The following is a 21253-nucleotide window of genomic DNA, read 5'->3' as shown; positions in this document are numbered from 1 at the left end:
CGGCCCCATCGGTGTGTCCGGACCTCGTCGGCGGACCGGCACGTGCGCGCCGGGACGCCGCGTCCGTCAGGAGAGCTGGCCGTCGTAGTCCGGGAGCTTGTACGTCTTCTCGGCGTGCCCGCCCGACAGGTCGGTGGAGCTGTTGCCGATGTTCGCGATGATCGTGTAGCCCTTGGCCTCGATGGACGCGCGCTGCGCCGTCTTGTAGTCGGCCACGTCGGCGAAGAGGTCGATGAAGCTGCGGACGTGCAGCCCCGACACCTTGTAGCCGACGTGCTTGAGGTTGAAGTCGGTCACCGACTTGATGATGCCGGGGCGGGCGGTGACGAAGAACAGGGCGACGCCGCGGCCCTGGGCGTACGTGGCGAGATCGCGGACGGGCGCGTTGGCGGGCTGCGGGAAGCTGAAGCCGAAGTCGGTCTCCAGCGCGGTGTTGTCGATGTCGAGCACGATGGCCTGCTTCTCGCCCGGGACGGCGGCGTCGATGCGTGCCTTCACCTGGGGGAGTGCCTCGGCCATCACGGCCCGGCAGTCCTTCTGCCACGTCTCGTAGCCCACGTCCGCCGCGGCGGACACGGTCACGGCGGACGAGAAGGCGACGGCGGCCGGCGCGGCGGCGGGCGCCGCCGAGGCGGGGGTCATCAGGGCGGCGATGGCGGCGGTGGCGACGGCGGTCACGCCGAACAGGCGCTGCAGTCTGCTTCCGGTCATGGGTGGGGGGTTCCTCTCGCATCGGAGCGCTGCGGGACATGGGTCGTGGCACATGCTCCTGGGCGGGTGGGGCTGCCGGGAGGCGAAGGGATTACTGGCTGGTAACTGTAGGGTGCCCAGGCGGGGTTGGGCTAGATGCGGTACCTGCCTTCGTCGCGGGCGCACAGGCCGCGAGGGTCGCCGGGTCCCAGGGGCCGCGTATCGCCCGCCGGACCGCTCGCCGTATCGGTGGCCGTATCGCCGTATCGCCCTATTGCCGTGTGGCCGTAGGGCGTCTGGCCGTTCGGCCCCGGGGGCGGGACGATCCGCGGTGTCCCGAACTGCCCGCGGAGGGAGCCGTGATGAGCGCCGAGGAGCCCGAGGTCCGGACGAAGGCGGGAGCGGTACGAGGAGCGGCGGCGGGCGGAGCGGCCGTCTTCCGGGGCATCCCCTTCGCCGAACCCCCGGTCGGCGCACTGCGGTTCGCGGCGCCCAGGCCCGCCAGGAGCTGGGACGGCGTGCGCCCGGCGCTGGAGTTCGGGCCCCCTCCGCCGCAGTCCTCGGCCTTCGGCATGGACGCGCTGTCGGCAGGGGACACCAGCGGCGACTGGCTGACCCTCAACGTCTGGACGCCCGACCCGGGCCCCGGCGCCGGGCTGCCGGTGATGGTGTGGCTCCATGGCGGCGCGTACACGATCGGGACGTCCGGGCTTCCGGAGTACGACGGCGGACGGCTGGCCCGGGAGGGGGTCGTCGTCGTGACGCTCAACCAGCGCCTCGGCGTGGAGGGGTTCGCGCTCATCGAGGGCGCTCCGGCCAATCGCGGGCTGCTCGACCAGGTCGCCGCCCTGGAGTGGGTGCGGGACAACATCCGCGCCTTCGGCGGCGACCCCGGGCGGGTCACGCTGTTCGGCGAGTCGGCCGGTGCGGGGTGCGTGGCCGCGCTGCTGGCGATGCCGCGCGCCCGGGGGCTCTTCCGGCGGGCCGTGGCGCAGAGCGTCCCGGCGCCGTTCCTGTCCGCGGAACTGGCGGCTGAGGTCGCGGTGGAGTTCGCGGCGGAACTGGCGCTGCGGCCGACGGCCGCCGACCTGGCCACCGTGGCCCCGGCCCGGCTGCCCTCGGCGGCGGACTCGGTCGGGGCACGGCTGGGCGGGTACGCGGACCGGTGGGGGGTGCTCGCGCACACGTCGGTCGCGATCTCGCCCGTGGTCGACGGGGAGGTGCTGCCGGTCGCCCCTTGGGAGGCGCTGTCCTCGGGAGCGGCCCGGGACGTCGACCTCCTGGTCGGGCACACCCGGGACGAGTACCGGCTGTTCATGGCGTTCGCCGGGACCCTGGGCGCGGTCACGCCGGAGCAGGCCGACGAGGCGGTGCGGGTGTTCGCGCCCGGTTCCTACCGCGAGGCGTTCACGGACGCGGGCCCCGAGGAGGTCTACGGGCTCGTGCGCTCCGACTGGCTGTTCCGCATGCCGTCGCTCCACCTGGCCGAGGCGCAGCTCTCGGGTGGCGGCCGTGCCCACTTCTACGAGCTGACGTGGCCCGCGCCGGCCATGGGCGGGGCGCTCGGGGCCTGCCACGGGCTCGATGTGCCACTGGTGTTCGGGAACCTCCGGGGCGGGCTGCCGTCCATCCTGCTGGGGGAGGAGCCGCCCGCCGAGGCCGAGGCGCTGTCGGAGTCGTTCCGGGCGGCCTGGACCGGGTTCGCGGCGGGGCGTGGGCCCGGCTGGGGGGCCTACGAGGCCGGGCGCAGGGAGGTGCGGCTGTTCGACGTGGTGCCGGAGGTCGTCCCGTATCCGGAGGAGGCTTCGCGGCGGCTCTGGGAGGGGCACGTGTTCGGCGCTCTGCCGTTGGAGGCGTAGTGGCGCGCAGTCGCGGGTGAGCCAGGTCACTTCGCTTGGGGCGAGGGGCCGTTGGGCGGTTCGAGGTGACCTCCGAAGGGCGGTTCGGGAGGCTTTCCGAGCCGCTTCCCCGTGTAGCCCGCGCCACATTCGGGACCCTTTGGATCATGCCCTCCGGTGACAAGCCGCACAGGCCCTCCGAGCCCTACTAGGGCGCATAGTGGATGTGGCGAATCGGACAAACGGGACCTTTGGCCCTGGGGGTGGAGGCCGGGTCCCGGGACCTCGGCAGCGGGCGGGGCCGAGAGGGCGGAGGCCTTGGTGGGCGGCCTTGAAGTGGGGGTAAACCCGACTTCACGGAAAAAACCCGGAGCATTTCGGCCTTGATGGTTTATCTGTCAAGAACCTGGATGTCTGGTGCTCAAGTACGACTTCGGGTCGTAGATGGGGACTTTGTGCGACAGCGGGGCGGCGGGTTACCACTGATGCATCACCCCGGTGCACCGACCACGTGCCGGGTGTGCCGATACCCGCCCCCCCCGGAGGTTGTACGCATGTCGCAGCGCACCAAGTCCCTGAAGTTCCGTACGTCCCCGCTCCGTAACCGTGCGGCCGTCCTGGCCGTCGGCCTGGGTGCGACGGCCGTCCTCGGAACCGGGGCAGCGGTCGCCGCAAGCACCGGTCTCGACACCGCCGCCGGCGCGACCGCCGCCGGTTCCGTCCAGGCGCAGGCCGTCGCTCAGGCGAAGGCCGCGAGCCAGGCCAAGGCCGCGGCCGCGCAGAAGGCGACCGCCGCCAAGGCCGCCGCGGCGAAGAAGGCGGCGCAGAAGGCCGCGGTCAAGAAGACGGTCGCCAAGAAGGCCGCCTCGTGGGTCGACCCGGTCAAGAGCTACAAGCTCTCCGCCAGCTTCGCCCAGGCCGGCGGCATGTGGACGCACAACCACTCCGGCCAGGACTTCGCCGTCCCCTCCGGCACCAAGGTCGTCGCCGCCCACGGCGGCACCGTCGTCAAGGCCGGCGGCAACGGCGCCGGTGACGGTCCCGCGTACGGCAACGCCGTCGTCATCAAGCACGGCAACGGCACGTACTCGCAGTACGCCCACCTGTCCCGCGTCGAGGTGAAGATAGGCCAGGTCGTCAAGACCGGCCAGCAGATCGCGCTGTCCGGCAACACCGGCAACTCCAGCGGCCCGCACCTGCACTTCGAGATCCGCACCTCGCCGAACTACGGCACCGCGATCGACCCGGTCTCCTTCCTGCGCGGCAAGGGCGTGACGGTCTAGTACCGGACCACCGGCCCGGACCCGTGCCAGGGTTCGCACCGGGGCGTCCCGCGCCCGGGGTCCGGGCTCAGGACTCGCGGCCGCCGGCTCCGCCGTGCGCCCGCGTGACCAGTTCGACGGCGACCTCCAGGACGGCCTTGCGCTTGTCCTCGGGGTCGCCTTCGATGTCCTTGAGGGCGAACATCCCGGCGTGCATCGTGAACAGGGCGCTCACGCACCGGACCTGGTCCGTGAGCGGGGCGTCCGGCTCCTTGATGATCTCCAGCATGGAGAGCATGCGGTCCTTGAAGGACTCGCCGATGCTCAGCTCCCGCATCGTCGCCTGGTTCTCCTGCATGAAGCGGAAGAGCGGGGCCGCGTTCGTGAGCGCCACGCTGTAGCGGCCCAGCAGTTCACGCTTCGTGTCGAGCGTGTGCGGCCGCCCCCTGCCCCACTCGATCAGCTCGTCCATGGGCCTCGTCAGGTCCTCGAAGAGGCTGATGAGGATGTCTTCCTTCGTCTTGAAGTGGTAGTAGAGGGCCGCCTTCGTGACGTCCAGCCGCTCCGCGATCTCCCGCAACGACGTCTTCTCGTACCCCTGCTCCGCGAAGAGTTCGACGGCCACGTCCTGGATGCGCTGGCGGGTGTCCCCGCGCCGCCGCTGCCTGCTGCCGTCCATCCTCGCCGCTCCTCGCTTCTCGCCGTACGCACCCGGGCGCGGGTAAAGAATTACTTACTTGACGCCCGGCTAGTTACGGGTCTACTTTCCCCAAGTGTAGTCAGCTTGCCGGTCGGCAAGTAAGTAGCAACGCGGTACCCAGGGGAGTAGGGACAGTGGCGGACGCCAGGACGGCCGATGCGGCCGGAGCAGTGCAGGTGGGGGAGGGGCCCGACGTCCCGGTGGAGGACGCGGGCGCGCAGTCCGGAGCGGCCGCGGACGGGGGCGCGCAGCCCAGGAGCGTGCGCGTCGTCCTGCTGGCACTGATGATCGCGATGCTGCTCGCGATGCTCGACAACATGATCATCGGCACCGCGATGCCGACCATCGTGGGAGAGCTCGGCGGGCTGGAGCACCTGTCGTGGGTGGTCACCGCGTACACGCTCGCGACCGCGGCCTCGACCCCGATCTGGGGCAAGCTCGGCGACATGTACGGGCGCAAGGGCGTCTTCCTGACCTCGATCGTGATCTTCCTGATCGGGTCGGCACTCAGCGGCATGGCCCAGGACATGGGGCAGCTCATCGGGTTCCGGGCCGTCCAGGGGCTCGGCGCGGGCGGCCTGATGGTCGGCGTCATGGCGATCATCGGCGACCTGATCCCGCCGCGTGAGCGGGGCAAGTACCAGGGCATGATGGCCGGCGTCATGGCGCTCGCCATGATCGGCGGACCGCTCGTCGGCGGCACCATCACCGACCACTGGGGCTGGCGCTGGTCCTTCTACATCAACCTGCCGCTCGGCATCGTGGCACTGATCGCCGTCACCGCCGTACTGCACCTGCCGAAGAAGCGGGCGCAGGGGCGCATCGACTACCTCGGCGCCGCACTGCTCACCGTCGGCATCACCTCGATCGTGCTCGTCACCACCTGGGGCGGCACCGAGTACGCCTGGGGCTCCGCCATGATCATGGAGCTGGTCGGGGTGGGCGTCGCCGCGCTCGTCGGCTTCGTGTTCGTGCAGACCAGGGCCGCCGCGCCCGTCATGCCGCTGCACATCTTCCGGAGCCGCAACTTCACGCTGATGTCCGTCGTCGGCTTCATCGCCGGGTTCGTGATGTTCGGAGCGGTGCTGTTCCTGCCGCTCTACCAGCAGTCCGTGCAGGGCGCGTCCGCGACCAACTCCGGGCTCCTGCTGCTGCCGATGCTGCTCGCGATGCTCGTCACCTCGATGGTCGCCGGGCGGATCACCACCAGCAGCGGACGGTACAAGGTCTTCCCGATCGTGGGCAGCGTGCTCATGGTGATCGGGCTGTTCCTGCTCTCCACCATGGACACGGAGACCACGCGGCTGATGTCCGGCGTGTACATGGCCGTGGTCGGCGCCGGCATGGGCTGCCTGATGCAGGTCACGATGCTCGTCTCGCAGAACAGCGTCGAGATGAAGGACATGGGCGTCGCCTCGTCCAGCAGCACGCTCTTCCGCACGCTCGGCTCGTCCTTCGGTGTCGCGATCATGGGCGCGCTGTTCAACCACCGGGTCCAGGACGTGATGGCCGAGCGGGCCGGCGCCCTCGGGGCCGGCGTCACCGAGCGGTCCGCGCAACTGGACGCGGCGAGCCTGGCGAAGCTGCCGGAGGCCGCGCGGGAGGCGTACCAGCACGCGGTCGCCTCGGGCACGCACGGGGCGTTCCTGCTCGGGTCCGTCGTCGCCGTGGTGGCTCTCGTCGCGGCGCTGTTCGTCAAGGAGGTTCCCCTGCGCGGGGCCCCGGAGGCCTCCGGCGGTCCCGGCGGGGAGAAGACGGCCGGGGATGCGGCTGGGGACGCCGCGGGCGCGGTGTAGGCGGTTGCAGAGGCCGCCGAATCCGCCCTGATTCCCCGGGCCGAGAGGCCCCCGGTCCCGGACACCGTCCGAGGCCGGGGGCCTCTTTCGGCGTCCCGGCGGCACCTCTCCCCCGGCTCCCGCCCGCGGGGCTCCGGAACCCCGCGGGGACCCGGTCCGGTCCCGGCCGACAGAGGTCCGGGGGCCCATCCCTGGCTTGCCCTGCCCGGTCCCGCCTCCCGGTTCGGGTGGTCGTGGGGCCTTGCCCTCGGGTACGGGCGGTCCGGCGCGCGGTGACCGCAATCCCGCCCCCCGGGTACGGCGGGGCCGGGCTGCGGTCGTGGGGAGGCCTGCCACCGGGTTCGGGCGGTGCGGGGCGCCGCCACCGGGAAGCCGGACCTCCCGGTAGGGCCGGTGCGGGGCGTCGCCGGGGAGCCGGGCTCCCCGTGCAACCGGTCCGGTCCGGGGCGGGGCGCGCGGTGCCCCGGACCGGCACCTCGTGCGGCAGGCAGGCAGGCAGGCGCGGCACGCGCGGGCCGGGAGCCCGGGGCCTCCGGAGGGTGCTGCGTCGGTGAGCCCGGGGCCTCCGGAGGGGGCCTACGCCGGGAGCATCGGATGGCTTCCCGTGCTCGTGGGCGCGTGCTCCGGCAGCCACAGCACGGCGACCGCCCCCTCCGCCGGTACACCCTCGGGCGCCCCCGCGGGCCGTACGTTGCGGAAGGTGAGCCGCGCGCCCATCACCCGGGCCTGCCCGGCGGCGATGGTCAGCCCCAGGCCGTGCCCGTGCCCCGCCCGGTCGCTGCTGCCGGTGCGGAACCGGCTCGGTCCGTCGGCGAGCAGCGCCTCGGGGAAGCCCGGCCCGTGGTCGCGGACCCGGACGACCCGGCCCTCGACCGTGACCTCGACCGGCGGCCTGCCGTGCTTGGCCGCGTTCAGGAGCAGGTTGATGAGCACCCGCTCCAGTCGGCGCGGGTCCGTGGTGACCTCGGACTCGTGCACGACACGCACGACGATCCCCGCGTCCCGCACCGCCACCCGCCGGGTCACGAACTCGCCCAGCATGATGTCCTGGAGCTCCGCCCGCTCGGACGCGCTGTCCAGCCGGGCCACCTCCAGGACGTCCTCGACCAGTTGGCGCATGGCCTGCGCCCGGTCCCGTACGAGTTCCGTCGGCCGTCCGGGCGGCAGGAGTTCGGCCGCGGTGAGCAGCCCGGTCACCGGGGTGCGCAGCTCGTGCGCGATGTCGGCGGTCACCCGCCGCTCGGCCTCCAGCCGCTGCTGGAGCGCGTCCGCCATGGCGTCCACGGCCCGCGCGAGGTCGTCGGTCTCGTCGCGTACGACACCGCCGATGGAGTCCCGCACCCGCACCTCGGTCTCGCCCTGCGCGACCCGCCGGGCCGCCGTGGCCGCCTTGCGCAGCCGCCGGGACAGCTGGCCCCCGATGAGCACGCCGAGCGCGCAGCCGCCGAAGACCACCGCGATCGAGCCGATGAGCAGCGCCTCGTCGAGATCCTTGAGGACGGTGGTGCTGCGGTCGGTGAAGTTCGTGTGCAGCGACAGGATCCGCCCGTCCTTGAGCGGCACGGCGGCCCAGATGTCGGGAACGCCGTTCGGGCGTTCCGTCACATAGGTCGCGCGGCGCCCGGCCGTGGCCTTCACCAGCAGGTCCTTCGGCAGCCCGGGGTCGTCGATCCGGATGCCCGGGAAGTTCGGCCGCCCCGACGTCTCGTAGTTGCGCTGAGCGATCTGGACGCGCTCGTCCGCGAGGTCGCGCGCGTTGTCGAGCATCGACACCCGCGCGGCGTTGTGCACCACGAGGCTCAGCGCGACGGCGACCAGCGCGCCGACCGCCGCGATCGCGGCACTGAGCTTCCACCTCAGTCCCGTACGCGGCACGAGGCGTTCGAGCCGCTCCCGCCCGCCGCGTCCGTCCCGCAGTCCGCGCTGCTCCGGGAACGCGTCCGCCCCGCCCCGGCCCCGGAACGCCCCGCCCCGGCCCCGGAACGCCCCGGGCCGGCCCCGGAACGCCCCGGGCCGGTCGGACTCCCCGTGCTGGCCGCGACCGCCGCGACCGTCCTGACCGCCCCGACCGCCCTGCCCGCCGGTGCCGGGCCCCGCGGTCCCGCCGCCGTCCACCGGCTTCCGATTCGTCCCCCGCATGGTCCGCTCAGGCCTTCAACTTGTAGCCGAAGCCGCGGACCGTCTCGATGCGGTCCTGGCCGATCTTCGTACGCAGCCGCTGCACATGGACGTCGACGACGCGGGTGTCACCGCCCCAGCCGTAGTCCCACACCCGCTCCAGGAGCCTGTCGCGCGACAGGACCGTGCCGGGCGCGGCCGAGAACTCCAGGAGCAGCCGCATCTCGGTGGGCGTCAGCGCCACCTGCGCGCCGCCCCTGCGCACCTCCATGCCCTCGGTGTCGATCTCCAGTTCGCCGTCGCCGAAGGACAGCACACCGCCGCCCGCCGCCGACCGCGCGGGCTCGGGCTCGGAGGCGCCGCGCGGACCGCTCGCGTGGCCGAACCGCCGCAGCACGGCCCGGATGCGCGCGACCAGCACGGCTCCGTCGAAGGGCTTCGTGACGTAGTCGTCCGCGCCCGCCTCGAGACCCAGCACGACGTCGATCGAGTCGGCCCGGGCCGACAGCATGATCACGGGCACGGTCGACTCGTCGCGGATGCGGCGGCACAAGGACACACCGTCGAGCCCCGGCACCATCACGTCGAGGAGCGCGATGTCGGGCCGGTCCGCGCGGAACGCCTCCAGGCCGGACAGGCCGTCGGGCATGGCGGTGACCACGAAGCCGTCGCGCTCCAGCGCGAGTTGGGTGGCCTCGCGGATGACGTCGTCGTCCTCGACGAACAGGACATGGGTCTGCTCTGCCATCCGGTGCTCTCAGTTCGGTCGGTCGGACGATCGGCCGGGTTGTCCGATCGGGCTGTGGGCGGTGGGTTCCTGACCGGGAGGTGCGGCCCGCGCCGCCGCCGGGTGCCGCTCCCGGCTACCCCTCGGCGGGGGCGGGCGTCCCGCCGCCCACGACCTTGCTGTAGTCGTTGCGCGTGCGGGCCTGCTCGGCGAAATGGCCCCCCGCCCAGCGGTACGTGATCACTTCCTCGCCGGACGGGTACGCCACCGAGTCGCCCTTCTCGTACACCTGCTGGGTGACGACCAGGTCGCCCCGGTCGATCTCCGCGTACACCGGGGGCTCCTCGGCGCGGAAGACGTTCGAGTACCGGCCGCCGTTCTCGCGGTAGACGTACGAACCGACCCCGACCGCGTCGCCGCAGGTCATCACGTTGATCACGACGTCGTTCGCGGAGCCGCCGGTCAGATTGCCGTAGGACACGTCGACCGGGTACTCGTCGCCGACGCAGGGCTTCAGGTCGCGCTTGACCGCGGCGCTGACCTCGGGGTCGGTCCTGACGAGGGAGATCGCGTCCACCCGCTGCCGGCTCGTCGGGGGTGCGGCACCCGTGGGGGAGGCGGTGGTCGCGGCGCCGCCGGCCACCGAACCGGAGGCAGGCCCCTCGTCCCGGGCGCCGGTGCCGCCGGTACCGCAGGCGGACACGGAAAGGCCGAGGGCGGTGAGCACGGCCCCCGCCGTGATCACCGCCTGCCGTGCGCCGCGGGGCCGCGGGCCCCCTGTGTCTACGCCGCGCAACGCTCCCGCTCCTCACGCTCCGGTGCCCCGGCGCCCGACTCCTCCAGGCGGCGGCGCTCCAGCTCCTCACGGAGCCGGGCGAGCGCCCGGTGCAGGGTGCTCTTGACCGTTCCGGCCGACATGCCGAGGGCCGCGGCCGTCTCCTCCGTGGACATCTGCTCCCAGTGTCGCAGCACGACGACACTGCGCTGCTTGGGAGCCAGCACCTTCATGATGTCCATCAGCAGCGCGCGGTCCGCGTGCTGTTCGGTGGAGTCGGCGACGCTCGCGTCCGGGAGCTGCTCGGTCGGGACCTCCTCCAGCTTGCGGGCCCGCCACCACTCCGTCCGCGTGTTGATCATGACGCGGCGCAGATAGGCGTCGGCGAGGCGCTTGTCCGCTATGCCGTCCCAGCGGCCGTACGTACGCACCAGCGCGGTCTGCAGGAGGTCCTGGGCGTCGACCGGGTCGGGGACCAATCGGCGGGCGCTGCGCAGCAGCGCGTCCTGCCGGGTCCGTACGTACTCCTCGAACTCGAGCACCTCGCCGTCCGCCATGCCAACCGCCTCCGTCCCCGTTCCGACCCGAGTGCTGCCGGTTGTCCGTTGCCTGCCGTACCACTGCCGCGCGGTACGGCACTGAAGCTACGGAGCTGTTGTCACGGGGTTGTCCGAGCGAGCCTGCGGCGAACGCTCGGCTGTCCGTCGGTTGTGTAACGGAAGTAGGAGACGAGTAAAGCCCTGGGGCGGCTGGGGCGGTTATGGGTGCTTTGGCGGCCGCGGAAGGCGCCGCGGCCCTGTGACGGACCGGGGCGCCGCCTGTCCGCCCGCTGTGACATCCGGCCGCGTGGCATCCGCCCGTTCCGGCGTCCGCCGGGAGGGCGCGTCCGCCGGGAGGGCGCGTCCGCCGGGAGGGCGCGCGTTCCCGGCGGACGCGTCCGCGAGGTGCGGCGCCCGTGACGTACGAGCCCTCGTGACGTACGAGCCCCGTGGCGCGCGGCGCCCGCCGGGGGGAGCCCCGGCGGGCGGGTCCGGAGCGGCCGGCCCGGACCGGGTCCGGGAGCTGTCGTGGAAGCCGTCGCGGACGGCTGTCGCACAAGGCCGTCGCACAAGGCCGTCGCACAAGGCCGTCGCACAAGGCCGGCGCACAAGGCCGGCGTGGAGGGCCGGTGCGGTGGGCCGGTGCGGCGGGTCAGGCCAGCGGGAGCCGGTAGAGGCCGCCCGCGAGGGGTTCGGCCAGGCCGTCGGCGACCAGCCCGTCCAGTGCGCGGGCGCGCTGCACGGGCTCCTCCCAGACGCGGTCCAGGACCGACTGCGGTACGGGGGCGACCGCCTCGCGCAGTACGGCGAGGAGCCGCCCGCGCACCTGCCGGTCCGTTCCGGCGTACGTCTGGCCGCGGCGCGGCGGGCCCTCGTGCGCGGGCTTCCCCGCGAGCCGCCAGGCGCACCGGGACGCGATCGGGCAGCGTACGCAACTCTCGTTCTTCGCCGTGCAGATGAGGGCGCCGAGCTCCATGGACGCGGCGGCCCAGAGCGAGGCGGTGCGCTCGTCGTCGGGCAACAGGGCCCGCGCGAGCTTGCGTTCGGCGGCGGTCGTGGCGTTCGGCGGGTACTGGACTCCCGAGGCGGCCCGCGCGAAGACGCGCCGCACGTTCGTGTCGAGGACCGCGTGCCGCTGCCCGTACGCGAACGAGGCCACGGCGGCGGCCGTGTACTCGCCGATGCCCGGCAGCGCGAGCAACTGCGCGTGCTCCGCGGGTACGTCCCCGCCGTGCCGTTCCGTTATGGCGACCGCCGCCCCGTGCAGCCGCAGGGCGCGGCGGGGGTAGCCGAGCCGGCCCCAGGCGCGCACGGCCTCGCCCGGAGCCTCCGCGGCGAGGTCGGCAGGGCGCGGCCAGCGGGCCAGCCACTGCTCGTACACCGGGAGCACCCGGTTCACCGGCGTCTGCTGGAGCATGAATTCGCTGACCATCACCCCCCACGACCCCGCTTCGGCCCGCCGCCACGGCAGGTCGCGCGCGTTCTCCTCGAACCAGTCGATGACGGGGGCGTGCAGGTCGGCGCCGAGGGCGCCGAGTGCGTCGGCCTGGGCGCTGGATGTGGGCTTCGTGGGCACAGTCATGGCACGTCCGATCCTGCCATGCGGGCGGGGTGTCGTGCGGGCAGCGGCGGGGCGGGTCGGGTGCGGGAGGCCGTGGTGCGCAGGTTGTGCGCCTGGGTGGTGGGGGAGGCCGTCGCGCGCCGGTGTGCCGGGAGGACGCGGCGGGCCCGGGCTCCGTCCACGCGCCCGTACGCCCTGTCCGCGTGCCGTGCGTCCGCTGCGGGACGTTCGTGGAGGCGGTCACGGAGGGTGGCTGACTGGCCCCGTTCGTCACGTGCAGCGACCGAGGGAGGGCCGGTGCGGCGAGCGGCGGGGCGGGGCGCGCGCCTCCCGGAATGATGATCCGGAAAAGATGGTGCCCAGGGCGGCGGGTGGGGCCGGAGAAGCACCGGATCTCTCGTACAGTTTGCGCCGTGGGATCTATGCGCAATCCGGTCGGGCCGCTTCCCTCCTCCATCTACTGGCGACGGAGGGCTGTTCTGCTGTCCATGGTCGCCCTGATGGCGCTGCTGATCACCTGGGTGATCACCTCCGGGGGTGGAGGAGGCGGCAGGAACGGCTCCGACGGTTCCAACGACAAGAATCCCACCGCGTCGATCACACCGGGCCCCTCCGGTTCCGAGTCGGCGATCAGTGAAGCCCCGGGCGGACGCGACGAGTCGAGCGACGGGGGCGGCGGGGACGACGGCGCGTCAGGGGACTCCGGCGACTCGTCGGGCTCGGGCGACTCGGCAGGCTCCGCCGGTTCGGGTTCCGGTGGCTCGGGTTCCGACGGCGGCGCGGGCGGTGGCTCGGGTGGCGCGGGAGCGGGCGGCTCCGGTGCGGGCTCGTACACGGGCGACACGCTTCCCGCGGGCTCCAAGGTCCCCAACTGCACCTCGGGCGCTGTGAAGTTGACGCTGCGCAGCGTCGAGAACTCCTACGCGCCCGACGAGGACCCCTCGCTCGTCCTCACCGCCAAGAACTCCTCGGGGAGCGACTGCAAGCTCGATCTGGGTCCGAAGCACACGGTTCTGACGATCACTCAGGCCGGCAGTGACGACGAGATCTGGTCCTCGGACCACTGCCCGAAGCGTGCCACCGGCTTCGTCTTCCGCGTCCCGGCGAACGACCAGGTCACCCGTACCGTCGGGTGGGACCGCGAGCCCAGCGCCGCCAAGTGCGCGACCCCGCCGCCCGGCCCGGCCGCCGCGGGAACCTACCTGGTGGAAGCAAAGACCCCGGGCCTCCCCAAGGCCCAGACATCCTTCGTCCTCAAAACAGACTGACCCCCACCCACCGAGACCCCGGGCAAGCGGCACGGGAGCCAAGTCACGCCCACGAACAGGGGGGCGCGAGGAACCGCGCACGAGATCCCAGGCACGCGGCACGGGAGCCGAGCCACCCCCACGAACTGCGGGGGCGCGAGGAACCGCGCACGAGACCCCGGGCAAGCGGCGAGGGAGCCAAGTCACGCCCACGAACTGCGGGGGCGCGAGGAACCGCGCACGAGACCCCGGGCAAGCGGCACGGCTGCCGAGCCACCCCCACGAACAGGGGGCGCGAGGAACCGCGCACGAGAACCCAGGCACGCAGCCACCCGCCACGGCAAAGGAACCGAACACACCCCCGCCAAACCGCCGGAGGCTACACGTACCGCTCCAGAATCGAAGACTCCGCCAGCCGGGAAAGCCCCTCCCGCACACTGCGGGCCCGCGCCTCCCCGACGCCGTCGACGGTCTGGAGGTCGTCCACGCTGGCAGCGAGCAGCTTCTGCAGCCCACCGAAGTGCTCCACGAGCCGGTCGATGATCGCACCGGGCAGCCGCGGCACCTTGGCGAGCAGCCGGAACCCGCGGGGCGACACCGCCGAGTCGAGCGCCTCGGGCGAGCCCGTGTAGCCCAACGCCCTCGCCACCGTGGGCATTTCGAGAAGCTCCGCATGGCTGAGCGCGTCCAGCTCGAAGAGCGCCTCGTCGACCGTGCGGGACCGCTTCGCGGTCGGCTCGGGAACGTAGTCCCGGACGACCAGCTCGCGCTCGGGCTCCACGCCCGCGATCAACTCGTCGAGCTGGAGGGCGAGCAGACGCCCGTCGGTGCCGAGCTCCACCACGTATTCGGCGATCTCCGTCGCGATCCGGCGCACCATCTCCAGCCGCTGGGCCACCGCCGAGACGTCCCGCACGGTGACCAGGTCCTCGATCTCCAGCGCGGACAGCGTGCCCGCGACCTCGTCGAGGCGGAGCTTGTAGCGCTCCAGCGTGGCCAGCGCCTGGTTGGCGCGGGACAGGATCGCGGCCGAGTCCTCCAGGACGCGGCGCTGCCCGTCCACGTACAGCGCGATCAGACGCATGGACTGGGAGACGGAGACGACGGGGAACCCGACCTGCTTGCTGACCCGGTCCGCCGTGCGGTGCCGGGTGCCCGTCTCCTCGGTGGGGATCGTCGGGTCGGGCACCAGTTGCACACCGGCCCGCAGGATCTTGGTGATGTCCTTGTCCAGGACGATGCCGCCGTCGAGCTTGCACAGCTCGCGCAGCCGCGTCGCGGTGAACTCGACGTCCAGCACGAAACCGCCGCTGCACATCGCCTCGACGGTCTTGTCCCAGCCGAGCACGATGAGCCCGCCCGTGTTGCCGCGGAGGATGCGCTCCAGGCCGTCACGCAGTCCTGTGCCGGGGGCCACGGCGCTGAGGGACGTGCGCATCAGGCCATCGGCACCGGAACTCCCGCCGGACTTTCCGGGAGCTGCTGCCCGGTCGTTGGCTGCCACTGCACTCCTCCGGTCGCAGGTGTTTGGGGCGCCCTGGGTTCGTACGGACGGGCGAGACCTGGGCAAAGTCTACCGGCGCTCTCCGTCCTCCCGTGGGGCCTCTCGCCGACGCGACTTCGGAAGGACCCGCAGGGCGTCCCCCATGTCCGCGACTTCGATCACCTTCATGCCCGGCGGGACCTTGCCGGGATCGGCCGGTACCAGGGCGTGGGTGAAGCCCAGCCGGTGCGCCTCGGCGAGCCTCCGCTGGACGCCCGTGACCCGTCTGACCTCGCCCGCCAGGCCCACTTCGCCGATCGCGACGAGGTTCTTGGGGAGGGGGGTGTCGCTCGCGGCACTGGCCAGCGCGAGCGCGACGGCGAGGTCCGCGGCGGGCTCGGAGAGCTTCACACCGCCGACCGTCGCGGTGTAGATGTCCCGCTTCCCGAGGGCGCTGATCCGCCCGCGCTGCTCCAGGACGGCGAGCATCATCTGCACGCGGGAGGTCTCCAGGCCGGAGGTCGTGCGCCTGGGGGTGGGGATCTGGGTGTCCACGGTCAGCGCCTGGACCTCGGCCACCAGGGGCCGCCGGCCTTCGAGGGTGACGGTCAGGCAGGTGCCGGGGACGGGTTCGGCGCGGCGCGTGAGGAAGAGGCCGGAGGGGTCGGTGAGCCCGGTGATGCCCTCGTCGTGGAGCTCGAAGCAGCCGACCTCGTCGGTCGTCCCGTACCGGTTCTTCACGCCGCGGACCAGCCGCAGCCGCGCGTGACGGTCGCCCTCGAAGCTCAGCACGACGTCCACGAGGTGCTCGAGCAGCCGCGGGCCCGCGATGGCGCCGTCCTTGGTGACATGGCCCACGAGCAGGGTGGACATCCCCCGCTCCTTGGAGGCGCGGATGAGGGCGCCGGCCACCTCGCGGACCTGGGACATGCCGCCGGGCGCCCCGTCGATCTCGGGGGAGGCCACCGTCTGCACGGAGTCGAGGACGAGCAGCGACGGCTTCACCGCGTCCAGGTGGCCGAGGACGGCCGACAGGTCCGTCTCGGCCGCCAGGTACAGATGGTCGTGGATCGCCTTGATGCGGTCGGCGCGCATCCGGACCTGGCTCGCCGACTCCTCGCCCGTGATGTAGAGAGTGCGGTGCTCCTCGTCCGCCGCCTTGGCCGCCACGTCCAGCAGCAGGGTGGACTTGCCGACGCCCGGCTCGCCCGCGACGAGCACGACCGCGCCCGGCACCAGGCCGCCGCCGAGCACCCGGTCCAGCTCGGGCACGCCGGTGGAGCGGGCGGTCGCCTGCCGTCCGTCGACCTGGCCGATGGGCAGCGCCGAGGTGGTGACCCTGCCCGGGGCCGTCGTGCGCACCGCGGGCGCCCCGCCGTACTCGTCGACCGTCCCCCACGCCTGGCACTCGGGGCAGCGGCCGAGCCACTTGGCCGTCTGCCAGCCGCACTCGGTGCAGCGGTAGGACGGACGGTCCTTCGCGGTCTTCGTACGGGCAGCCATGACACGAACCGTAACCGGCGCCACTGACAGCCCGGTGCCGGGCCCGGGCCGGGCCGTCGCCGGGCCGCCGCGCGCCCCGTGCGCGTAGTGGGGCACTGGCCGCAAATCGGTCGGACCGCACCGGGGTTCGCCGGGGACGCGCCGGAAGGGCTCCGACCTGCCGTCCCCTTTTGAGGGATCGTTTCACCCGTACGGATTAAATGTGCTCAAGCAGGAAGAAGGGGCCACCGCCCGGCCCCTACGGTCGCACGGGTGAAGAGCCGCAGTCCCGAGACCTCGACCCGCACCACCGGCGCACACCGGGCGCACAGCGAGGCGCGCGACCGGGCGGCGGCGCGCACGCTGGCGCAGCGCCCGTCCGCGCGCCACGAGCCCTACCTGGACGGGCTGTTCACCTACTGTCTGTCCGTCCTGTGCGACCACGACACCGCGACCGCCGCCCTCGCGGACGTCCTCGCGCTCGCCGAGCGGCGCGGCCGGCGCGGCCCGGAGTCGTCCGGCGACCGCCGGGCATGGCTGTACGCCCTCGCGCGCTGGGCCTGTCTGCGCAAGCTGGCCGAGGCGAGGCAGAAGCGCCATGGCGCGCACGCGCAGGGCCGCTCCGGGGGCGCGCACGCCGGGGAGCGCCCGTCCGGCACCGACACCGGGGGCCGGGCGCCGTCCGGTGCCGATCAGGGCGGTCCGTCCCCGGCCACCGGAGGGGCCGGCCCGATCGCCGGGCGTCCCGCCGGTCCGGCGCCCGAACGCCACGCGGGCGTGCCCGCCGCGGTGTCCGCCGGCGACCTCCCGGCAGCCGCAGCCGCAGCCGCAGCCGCAGCGGCACCCGCAGCCACAGCGGCAGCCACAGCCGCGGACGAGGACCGGCGCCGCCGCGAACTCGCCCTGCTGGCCTGGCCGGAGGCCGCCGGTACGACCCCCGAGCAGCGCGAGGCGCTCGAACTCGCCGTGCGGCACCAGCTCGACGCCCACGAGGTGGCCGCAGTGCTCGGCATGGACCCGGCAGCGGCACGTGAACTGCTCGCGACGGCGGCCTGCGAGGTCGAGCGCACCCGGGCCGCCCTCGCCGTCGTCGGGACCGGCGCCTGCCCCGGTGTCGCCCGGCTGACCGGGGACAACCACCTCGTCCTCAGCACGGCCCTGCGCCGCGAGCTGGTCCGGCACGTCGACGACTGCCCGCGCTGCCGCCGTACCGCCGAGCGCGCGGTCCCCGGCTCCTGGCCCGGCACCAGCGTCACGCCCGCGGCGCTGCCCGTCCTCGAGGCGCCGCGCCCCGCGCTGCACACGGCGATGGCACGGCTGTCCCGCGCGCGGGGCGGCGGTCCGCGGTTCGACCGGCGGGGTTTCCCGATGGACCCGAAGGACCGTGCGGCCCGTCGTGACCGGCTGCGCGCGCGTGCCGTCACCACGACGGTCGTCGCCACCGTCGTCGCGGCCCCGGTGCTCGCCCTGTGGGCCGCCTACCGGGGCGCGCCCCTCATCGGTGAGGGCACCGACGGCCGTCCCGTCACCGCGAGCGAGACGCAGGACCCGGACGCGCTCGGCGGCGAGGCCCCCGGCTACGAGAACGCCGGCAACGCCAGTACACGGCCCGGACCCCGCTCCCCGGAGCGCGGAGACTCGCCCGACGTGTCCGTGGAAGTGGTCGACGTCACCTCGGGGGGACGCAAGGGAGCCCTCGCCGTCACCGCGGACTCCAGCGGCGACACGACGCTCGTCACGCTCACCGCGTCGGGGAGTTCACCGGTCGCCTGGTCCGCGCGCACCGGGGCGTCCTGGCTCTACCTGAGCCGTTCCTCGGGAACGCTCGAACCGGGGGAGTCCGTGACGGTCAAGGTGTTCGTGGACCATCTGCGCGAGCCGATCGGGCCCTGGAGCGCGCGGGTGGCGATCGCGCCCGCGGGCGCGGTGGTCACGATCGACGGCTACGGCTCGGCGGGTCCGACGCATCCCGGTCCCCGACCCGATCCGCCGGCTCCGTCGGACCCCACGCCGTCCGACTCGGGCACCCCGGACCCGGGGCCCTCCGAACCGGAGCCCACACCGAGCGACCCGGCCACCCCGACACCCGATCCGGACCCCACCCAGGGGAACCCGACCCCGGCGGAACCGGAGCCCCCACCCGATCGCGCGGACCCCACTGACTCCACTGACTCCACTGACTCCGGGAGTTCCGGGGACCCGACGCCGCCCACCGGCAGCGGAGCCCCGAGCGACTCGGGGGACCGGCCCGCGGACCCGGCGTGAAGAACGCCCCTGCCACCACCGGCCCGCACGGTCCGCCCCCGGTCGGCACCTCACGCACCACCGGCCGGCACGGCCTGCTCTCGGCCCGTACCTCACGCGCCACCGCACCAGTCCGCCCGCACCGGCCGTGCCCTGCCGCCTGCCGACCCCCGGCATCCCACGCGGAATCCCACGGCCGCCCCGCCGGTGCCACCGGCCGTCCCGCGGCGGTTCCCGGCGCCCCCGCGGCAGCCGTCGTCCACCCCGCGGCAGCCGTCGTCCACCCCGCGGCAGCCGTCGTCCACCTCGCGGCAGCCGTCGTCCACCTCGCGGCAGCCGTCCACCACTCCATACCGGCGTCCGACCGCCCCGTACGGGCACCCCGGACGGGGCGGGGCGCACGGGGACCGCGTACGGAGGACTCGCCGCCGGCGGGCCACGAGGCGGGGGTGTCCCAGGGCCGGAGCCCTGCCGAAGACCGCGACGCGGCCCGCCCGGAGACCGGGACGCGTCCCTGGACCGCACACCGCCCTGGACCGGGCCGTCCGCACTGGCCCGTCCGCACCGGGCTGCCCGCACCGGCCCGTCCGCACCGAGCCGTCCGCACCGGCCCGTCCGAACCGGGCCGTCCGAACCGGGTCCCTCGCGCCCGGCCGCGCACCCGGCGGGACCGATCGCCCCGCCCCGGACCCCGCCCCTCGCCCGAACCGGGTCCCTCGCTCCGGACCCCGTGCCTCGGCCGGAGAACCCCCGCCGCCGGACGGCCGGTCGCAGGGCCGAGCCGTCACAGGGGCGGCCCCGCCACCGGCCCCGAGCGCCGGGCGCCCGTCAGCGCGCGGGGTCCGCCGGGTGCGGTGCCAGCAGGGGGAGCTGCGAGGCCAGCCGCTCCTCGCACAGCTCGGCCAGCCGGTCGTACCCGGCCTTGCCCATCAGCTCGACCAGCTCGGGCCGGTACGACACGTACACCGGGTCGCCGGCGCCGTGCGCCGAGGTCGCCGAGGTGCACCACCAGTGCAGGTCGTGCCCGCCCGGCCCCCAGCCGCGCCTGTCGTACTCGCCGATCGAGACCTGGAGCACCCGGGTGTCGTCGGGCCGGTCGATCCACTCGTACGTGCGCCGGACCGGCAGCTGCCAGCAGACGTCCGGCTTGGTCTCCAGGGGCTCGCGCCCCTCCTTGACCGCCAGGATGTGCAGCGAGCAGCCCGCGCCGCCCGCGAAGCCGGGGCGGTTCTGGAAGATGCACGAACCCTCGTACGGACGCGTCTGGCGGTCGCCGTCCTCGTCCTCGGAGACCCAGCCGGTCTCCGTGCCCACGTCGTGGTGCTGCCAGATCTCGGGCGTGAGTCTGGCCACATGGCCCGCCACGCGCTTCTCGTCGTCCTCGTCCGAGAAGTGGGCGCCGAGCGTGCAGCACCCGTCGTCCGCCCGGCCCGCCTGGATCCCCTGGCAGCCGCTTCCGAAGATGCAGTTCCAGCGAGAGGTCAGCCATGTCAGATCGCAGCGGAAGACCTGCTCGTCGTCGGACGGGTCAGGGAACTCCACCCAGGCACGCGCGAAGTCCAGCCCCTTCTCGTCCCCCCGCTCCGGGGACTTCTTGGACCGGGAGGCCTTCGCCTGCGAAGAACCCTGTACGGAACCCGTGGCGGATTTGTCGCTCTTCGCCTTTTTCGTCTTTGGCACGGGTCCAGGGTAAGTCGCCCGAGACCACTCCGGGACCGGCCGGGCGGCCCGCGCGCAGTAGCGTGCCGTACATGAGACTCGGTGTCCTGGACGTGGGTTCGAACACGGTGCATCTGCTGGTGGTGGATGCACATCCCGGCGCGCGCCCGCTGCCCGCGCATTCGCACAAGGCGGAGCTGCGGCTCGCCCAACTCCTCGACGAGAGCGGCGCGATCGACACCGAAGGGGTCGACAGGCTGATCGCAGTCGTCCAGGACGCCCTGGAGGCAGCCGAGGACAAGGGCGTGGAGGAGCTGCTGCCGTTCGCGACCTCCGCGGTGCGTGAGGCCGGCAACGCCGACGACGTGCTGGCCCGGGTGCGGGCCGAGACGGGTGTCGAGCTCCAGGTGCTGACCGGGGCCGAGGAGGCGCGGCTCACGTTCCTGGCAGCCCGCCGCTGGTTCGGCTGGTCGGCCGGGAAGCTCCTCGTCCTCGACATCGGCGGCGGTTCCCTGGAGATCGCGTACGGCATCGACGAGGAGCCGGACGCGGCGGCCTCCCTGCCGCTGGGCGCGGGACGGCTGACCGCCGGCTGGCTGGCCGCCGACCCGGCGGACCCGGGGGACATCAGGGCGCTGCGCCGCCATGTGCGGGCGCAGATCGCCCGTACGGTCGGGGAGTTCAGCCGGTTCGGCCCGCCCGACCATGTGGTCGCCACGTCCAAGACGTTCAAGCAGCTCGCCCGGCTGGCCGGCGCCGCCCGTTCCACGGAGGGCCTCTATGTGCAGCGCGAGCTCAAGCGCCGCTCCCTGGAGGACTGGGTGCCCCGCCTCGGCTCGATGACCGCGGCCGAACGCGCGGAACTCCCCGGGGTGTCCGAAGGCCGTGCCGGGCAACTCCTCGCGGGTGCGATCGTCGCCGAGGGCGCGATGGACCTCTTCGGCGTCGAGACCCTGGAGATCTGCCCGTGGGCCCTGCGGGAGGGCGTCATCCTGCGCCGCCTGGACCAGATGGCACCGGCGTAGGGGCCAGCCCCGCGCCGGTGGGTCCCGCACCTCCGCGCGGGCCCGGACCCCGCCGGTTCGGGTTGTCGGTGCGGGCCACGGAGCTCGGGCCGCCGGTACGGTCCGCC

At 73.7% G+C, this 21253-nt stretch carries 16 protein-coding genes; 6 read left to right on the top strand and 10 right to left on the bottom strand.

What is annotated here, in order from left to right:
• Nucleotides 1-66: 66 nt before the first annotated feature.
• Complete coding sequence (locus IE265_RS17165; protein ID WP_190036465.1) at nucleotides 67-711, bottom strand: HAD family acid phosphatase; 645 nt, start codon at nucleotides 709-711, stop codon at nucleotides 67-69.
• A 341-nt stretch (nucleotides 712-1052) separates the two neighbouring features.
• On the opposite strand from IE265_RS17165, the gene IE265_RS17160 reads away from it, so the two are divergent.
• Both IE265_RS17160 and IE265_RS17155 read left to right on the top strand, forming a co-directional pair.
• Nucleotides 1053-2549, top strand: coding sequence for a carboxylesterase/lipase family protein (locus IE265_RS17160; RefSeq protein ID WP_190036464.1), 1497 nt, complete (start codon nucleotides 1053-1055; stop codon nucleotides 2547-2549).
• Between the two features lie 533 nt (nucleotides 2550-3082).
• A complete protein-coding gene (locus IE265_RS17155) occupies nucleotides 3083-3811 on the top strand; it encodes a M23 family metallopeptidase (protein ID WP_190036463.1) in 729 nt (242 codons plus the stop codon).
• 67 nt (nucleotides 3812-3878) lie between these two features.
• Here the strand turns inward: IE265_RS17155 and IE265_RS17150 are convergent, their stop codons facing one another.
• Nucleotides 3879-4469: a TetR/AcrR family transcriptional regulator gene (locus tag IE265_RS17150; protein ID WP_190036462.1), complete on the bottom strand. Its 591-nt coding sequence runs from the start codon at nucleotides 4467-4469 to the stop codon at nucleotides 3879-3881.
• A 221-nt stretch (nucleotides 4470-4690) separates the two neighbouring features.
• Between IE265_RS17150 and IE265_RS17145 the strand changes: the two genes are divergently transcribed.
• The gene (locus tag IE265_RS17145; protein ID WP_229916254.1) at nucleotides 4691-6286 is read left to right on the top strand and encodes an MDR family MFS transporter; all 1596 of its coding nucleotides are present in this window, start codon (nucleotides 4691-4693) and stop codon (nucleotides 6284-6286) included.
• A 576-nt stretch (nucleotides 6287-6862) separates the two neighbouring features.
• Here IE265_RS17145 and cseC read toward each other — a convergent pair.
• The 5 genes from cseC to IE265_RS17120 form a co-directional block, all read right to left on the bottom strand.
• Nucleotides 6863-8425, bottom strand: a complete 1563-nt coding sequence (cseC, locus tag IE265_RS17140) for a two-component system sensor histidine kinase CseC (RefSeq protein ID WP_229916241.1) — start codon at nucleotides 8423-8425, stop codon at nucleotides 6863-6865.
• A gap of 7 nt (nucleotides 8426-8432) precedes the next feature.
• Nucleotides 8433-9152: a two-component system response regulator CseB gene (gene cseB, locus IE265_RS17135; protein WP_190036461.1), complete on the bottom strand. Its 720-nt coding sequence runs from the start codon at nucleotides 9150-9152 to the stop codon at nucleotides 8433-8435.
• Between the two features lie 115 nt (nucleotides 9153-9267).
• Nucleotides 9268-9927, bottom strand: coding sequence for a hypothetical protein (locus IE265_RS17130; RefSeq protein WP_190036460.1), 660 nt, complete (start codon nucleotides 9925-9927; stop codon nucleotides 9268-9270).
• Complete coding sequence (locus IE265_RS17125) at nucleotides 9915-10463, bottom strand: SigE family RNA polymerase sigma factor (RefSeq protein WP_190036459.1); 549 nt, start codon at nucleotides 10461-10463, stop codon at nucleotides 9915-9917. The genes IE265_RS17130 and IE265_RS17125 overlap by 13 nt, the downstream gene beginning before the upstream one ends.
• Before the next feature lie 634 nt (nucleotides 10464-11097).
• Complete coding sequence (locus IE265_RS17120; protein ID WP_190036458.1) at nucleotides 11098-12027, bottom strand: HhH-GPD family protein; 930 nt, start codon at nucleotides 12025-12027, stop codon at nucleotides 11098-11100.
• A gap of 392 nt (nucleotides 12028-12419) precedes the next feature.
• On the opposite strand from IE265_RS17120, the gene IE265_RS17115 reads away from it, so the two are divergent.
• Entirely contained in the window at nucleotides 12420-13274 is an 855-nt protein-coding gene (locus IE265_RS17115) for a hypothetical protein (RefSeq protein ID WP_190036457.1), read from the top strand.
• Nucleotides 13275-13632: 358 nt separating this feature from the next.
• On the opposite strand, the gene disA is transcribed toward IE265_RS17115, so the two are convergent.
• Together disA and radA are read right to left on the bottom strand one after the other, a co-directional pair.
• A complete protein-coding gene (gene disA, locus IE265_RS17110) occupies nucleotides 13633-14757 on the bottom strand; it encodes a DNA integrity scanning diadenylate cyclase DisA (RefSeq protein ID WP_190036456.1) in 1125 nt (374 codons plus the stop codon).
• A gap of 69 nt (nucleotides 14758-14826) precedes the next feature.
• Entirely contained in the window at nucleotides 14827-16239 is a 1413-nt protein-coding gene (radA, locus tag IE265_RS17105) for a DNA repair protein RadA (RefSeq protein ID WP_190036455.1), read from the bottom strand.
• A 252-nt stretch (nucleotides 16240-16491) separates the two neighbouring features.
• Between radA and IE265_RS17100 the strand changes: the two genes are divergently transcribed.
• Complete coding sequence (locus IE265_RS17100; RefSeq protein WP_229916240.1) at nucleotides 16492-18483, top strand: BACON domain-containing protein; 1992 nt, start codon at nucleotides 16492-16494, stop codon at nucleotides 18481-18483.
• Nucleotides 18484-19290: 807 nt separating this feature from the next.
• Here IE265_RS17100 and IE265_RS17095 read toward each other — a convergent pair.
• Nucleotides 19291-20142: a DUF3109 family protein gene (locus IE265_RS17095; RefSeq protein WP_190036454.1), complete on the bottom strand. Its 852-nt coding sequence runs from the start codon at nucleotides 20140-20142 to the stop codon at nucleotides 19291-19293.
• A gap of 71 nt (nucleotides 20143-20213) precedes the next feature.
• Here IE265_RS17095 and IE265_RS17090 point away from each other — a divergent pair, with 71 nt between their 5' ends.
• The gene (locus IE265_RS17090) at nucleotides 20214-21146 is read left to right on the top strand and encodes a Ppx/GppA family phosphatase (RefSeq protein ID WP_190036453.1); all 933 of its coding nucleotides are present in this window, start codon (nucleotides 20214-20216) and stop codon (nucleotides 21144-21146) included.
• Nucleotides 21147-21253 lie beyond the last annotated feature (107 nt).

Source organism: Streptomyces fructofermentans, assembly GCF_014651055.1.
GTDB classification, from domain to species: Bacteria; Actinomycetota; Actinomycetes; order Streptomycetales; family Streptomycetaceae; genus Streptomyces; species Streptomyces fructofermentans.
This window is presented reverse-complemented; position numbering and strand designations above follow the sequence as displayed.

Bases quoted from the DNA above. Each gene is read 5' to 3' on its own strand.
- IE265_RS17090 (WP_190036453.1), top strand. From the start codon at position 20,214: ATGAGACTCGGTGTCCTGGACGTGGGTTCGAACACGGTGCATCTGCTG.
- cseB (WP_190036461.1), bottom strand. From the start codon at position 9,152: ATGGCAGAGCAGACCCATGTCCTGTTCGTCGAGGACGACGACGTCATC.
- IE265_RS17120 (WP_190036458.1), bottom strand. From the start codon at position 12,027: ATGACTGTGCCCACGAAGCCCACATCCAGCGCCCAGGCCGACGCACTC.
- cseC (WP_229916241.1), bottom strand. From the start codon at position 8,425: ATGCGGGGGACGAATCGGAAGCCGGTGGACGGCGGCGGGACCGCGGGG.
- IE265_RS17160 (WP_190036464.1), top strand. From the start codon at position 1,053: ATGAGCGCCGAGGAGCCCGAGGTCCGGACGAAGGCGGGAGCGGTACGA.
- IE265_RS17165 (WP_190036465.1), bottom strand. From the start codon at position 711: ATGACCGGAAGCAGACTGCAGCGCCTGTTCGGCGTGACCGCCGTCGCC.
- IE265_RS17150 (WP_190036462.1), bottom strand. From the start codon at position 4,469: ATGGACGGCAGCAGGCAGCGGCGGCGCGGGGACACCCGCCAGCGCATC.
- radA (WP_190036455.1), bottom strand. From the start codon at position 16,239: ATGGCTGCCCGTACGAAGACCGCGAAGGACCGTCCGTCCTACCGCTGC.
- IE265_RS17155 (WP_190036463.1), top strand. From the start codon at position 3,083: ATGTCGCAGCGCACCAAGTCCCTGAAGTTCCGTACGTCCCCGCTCCGT.
- IE265_RS17125 (WP_190036459.1), bottom strand. From the start codon at position 10,463: ATGGCGGACGGCGAGGTGCTCGAGTTCGAGGAGTACGTACGGACCCGG.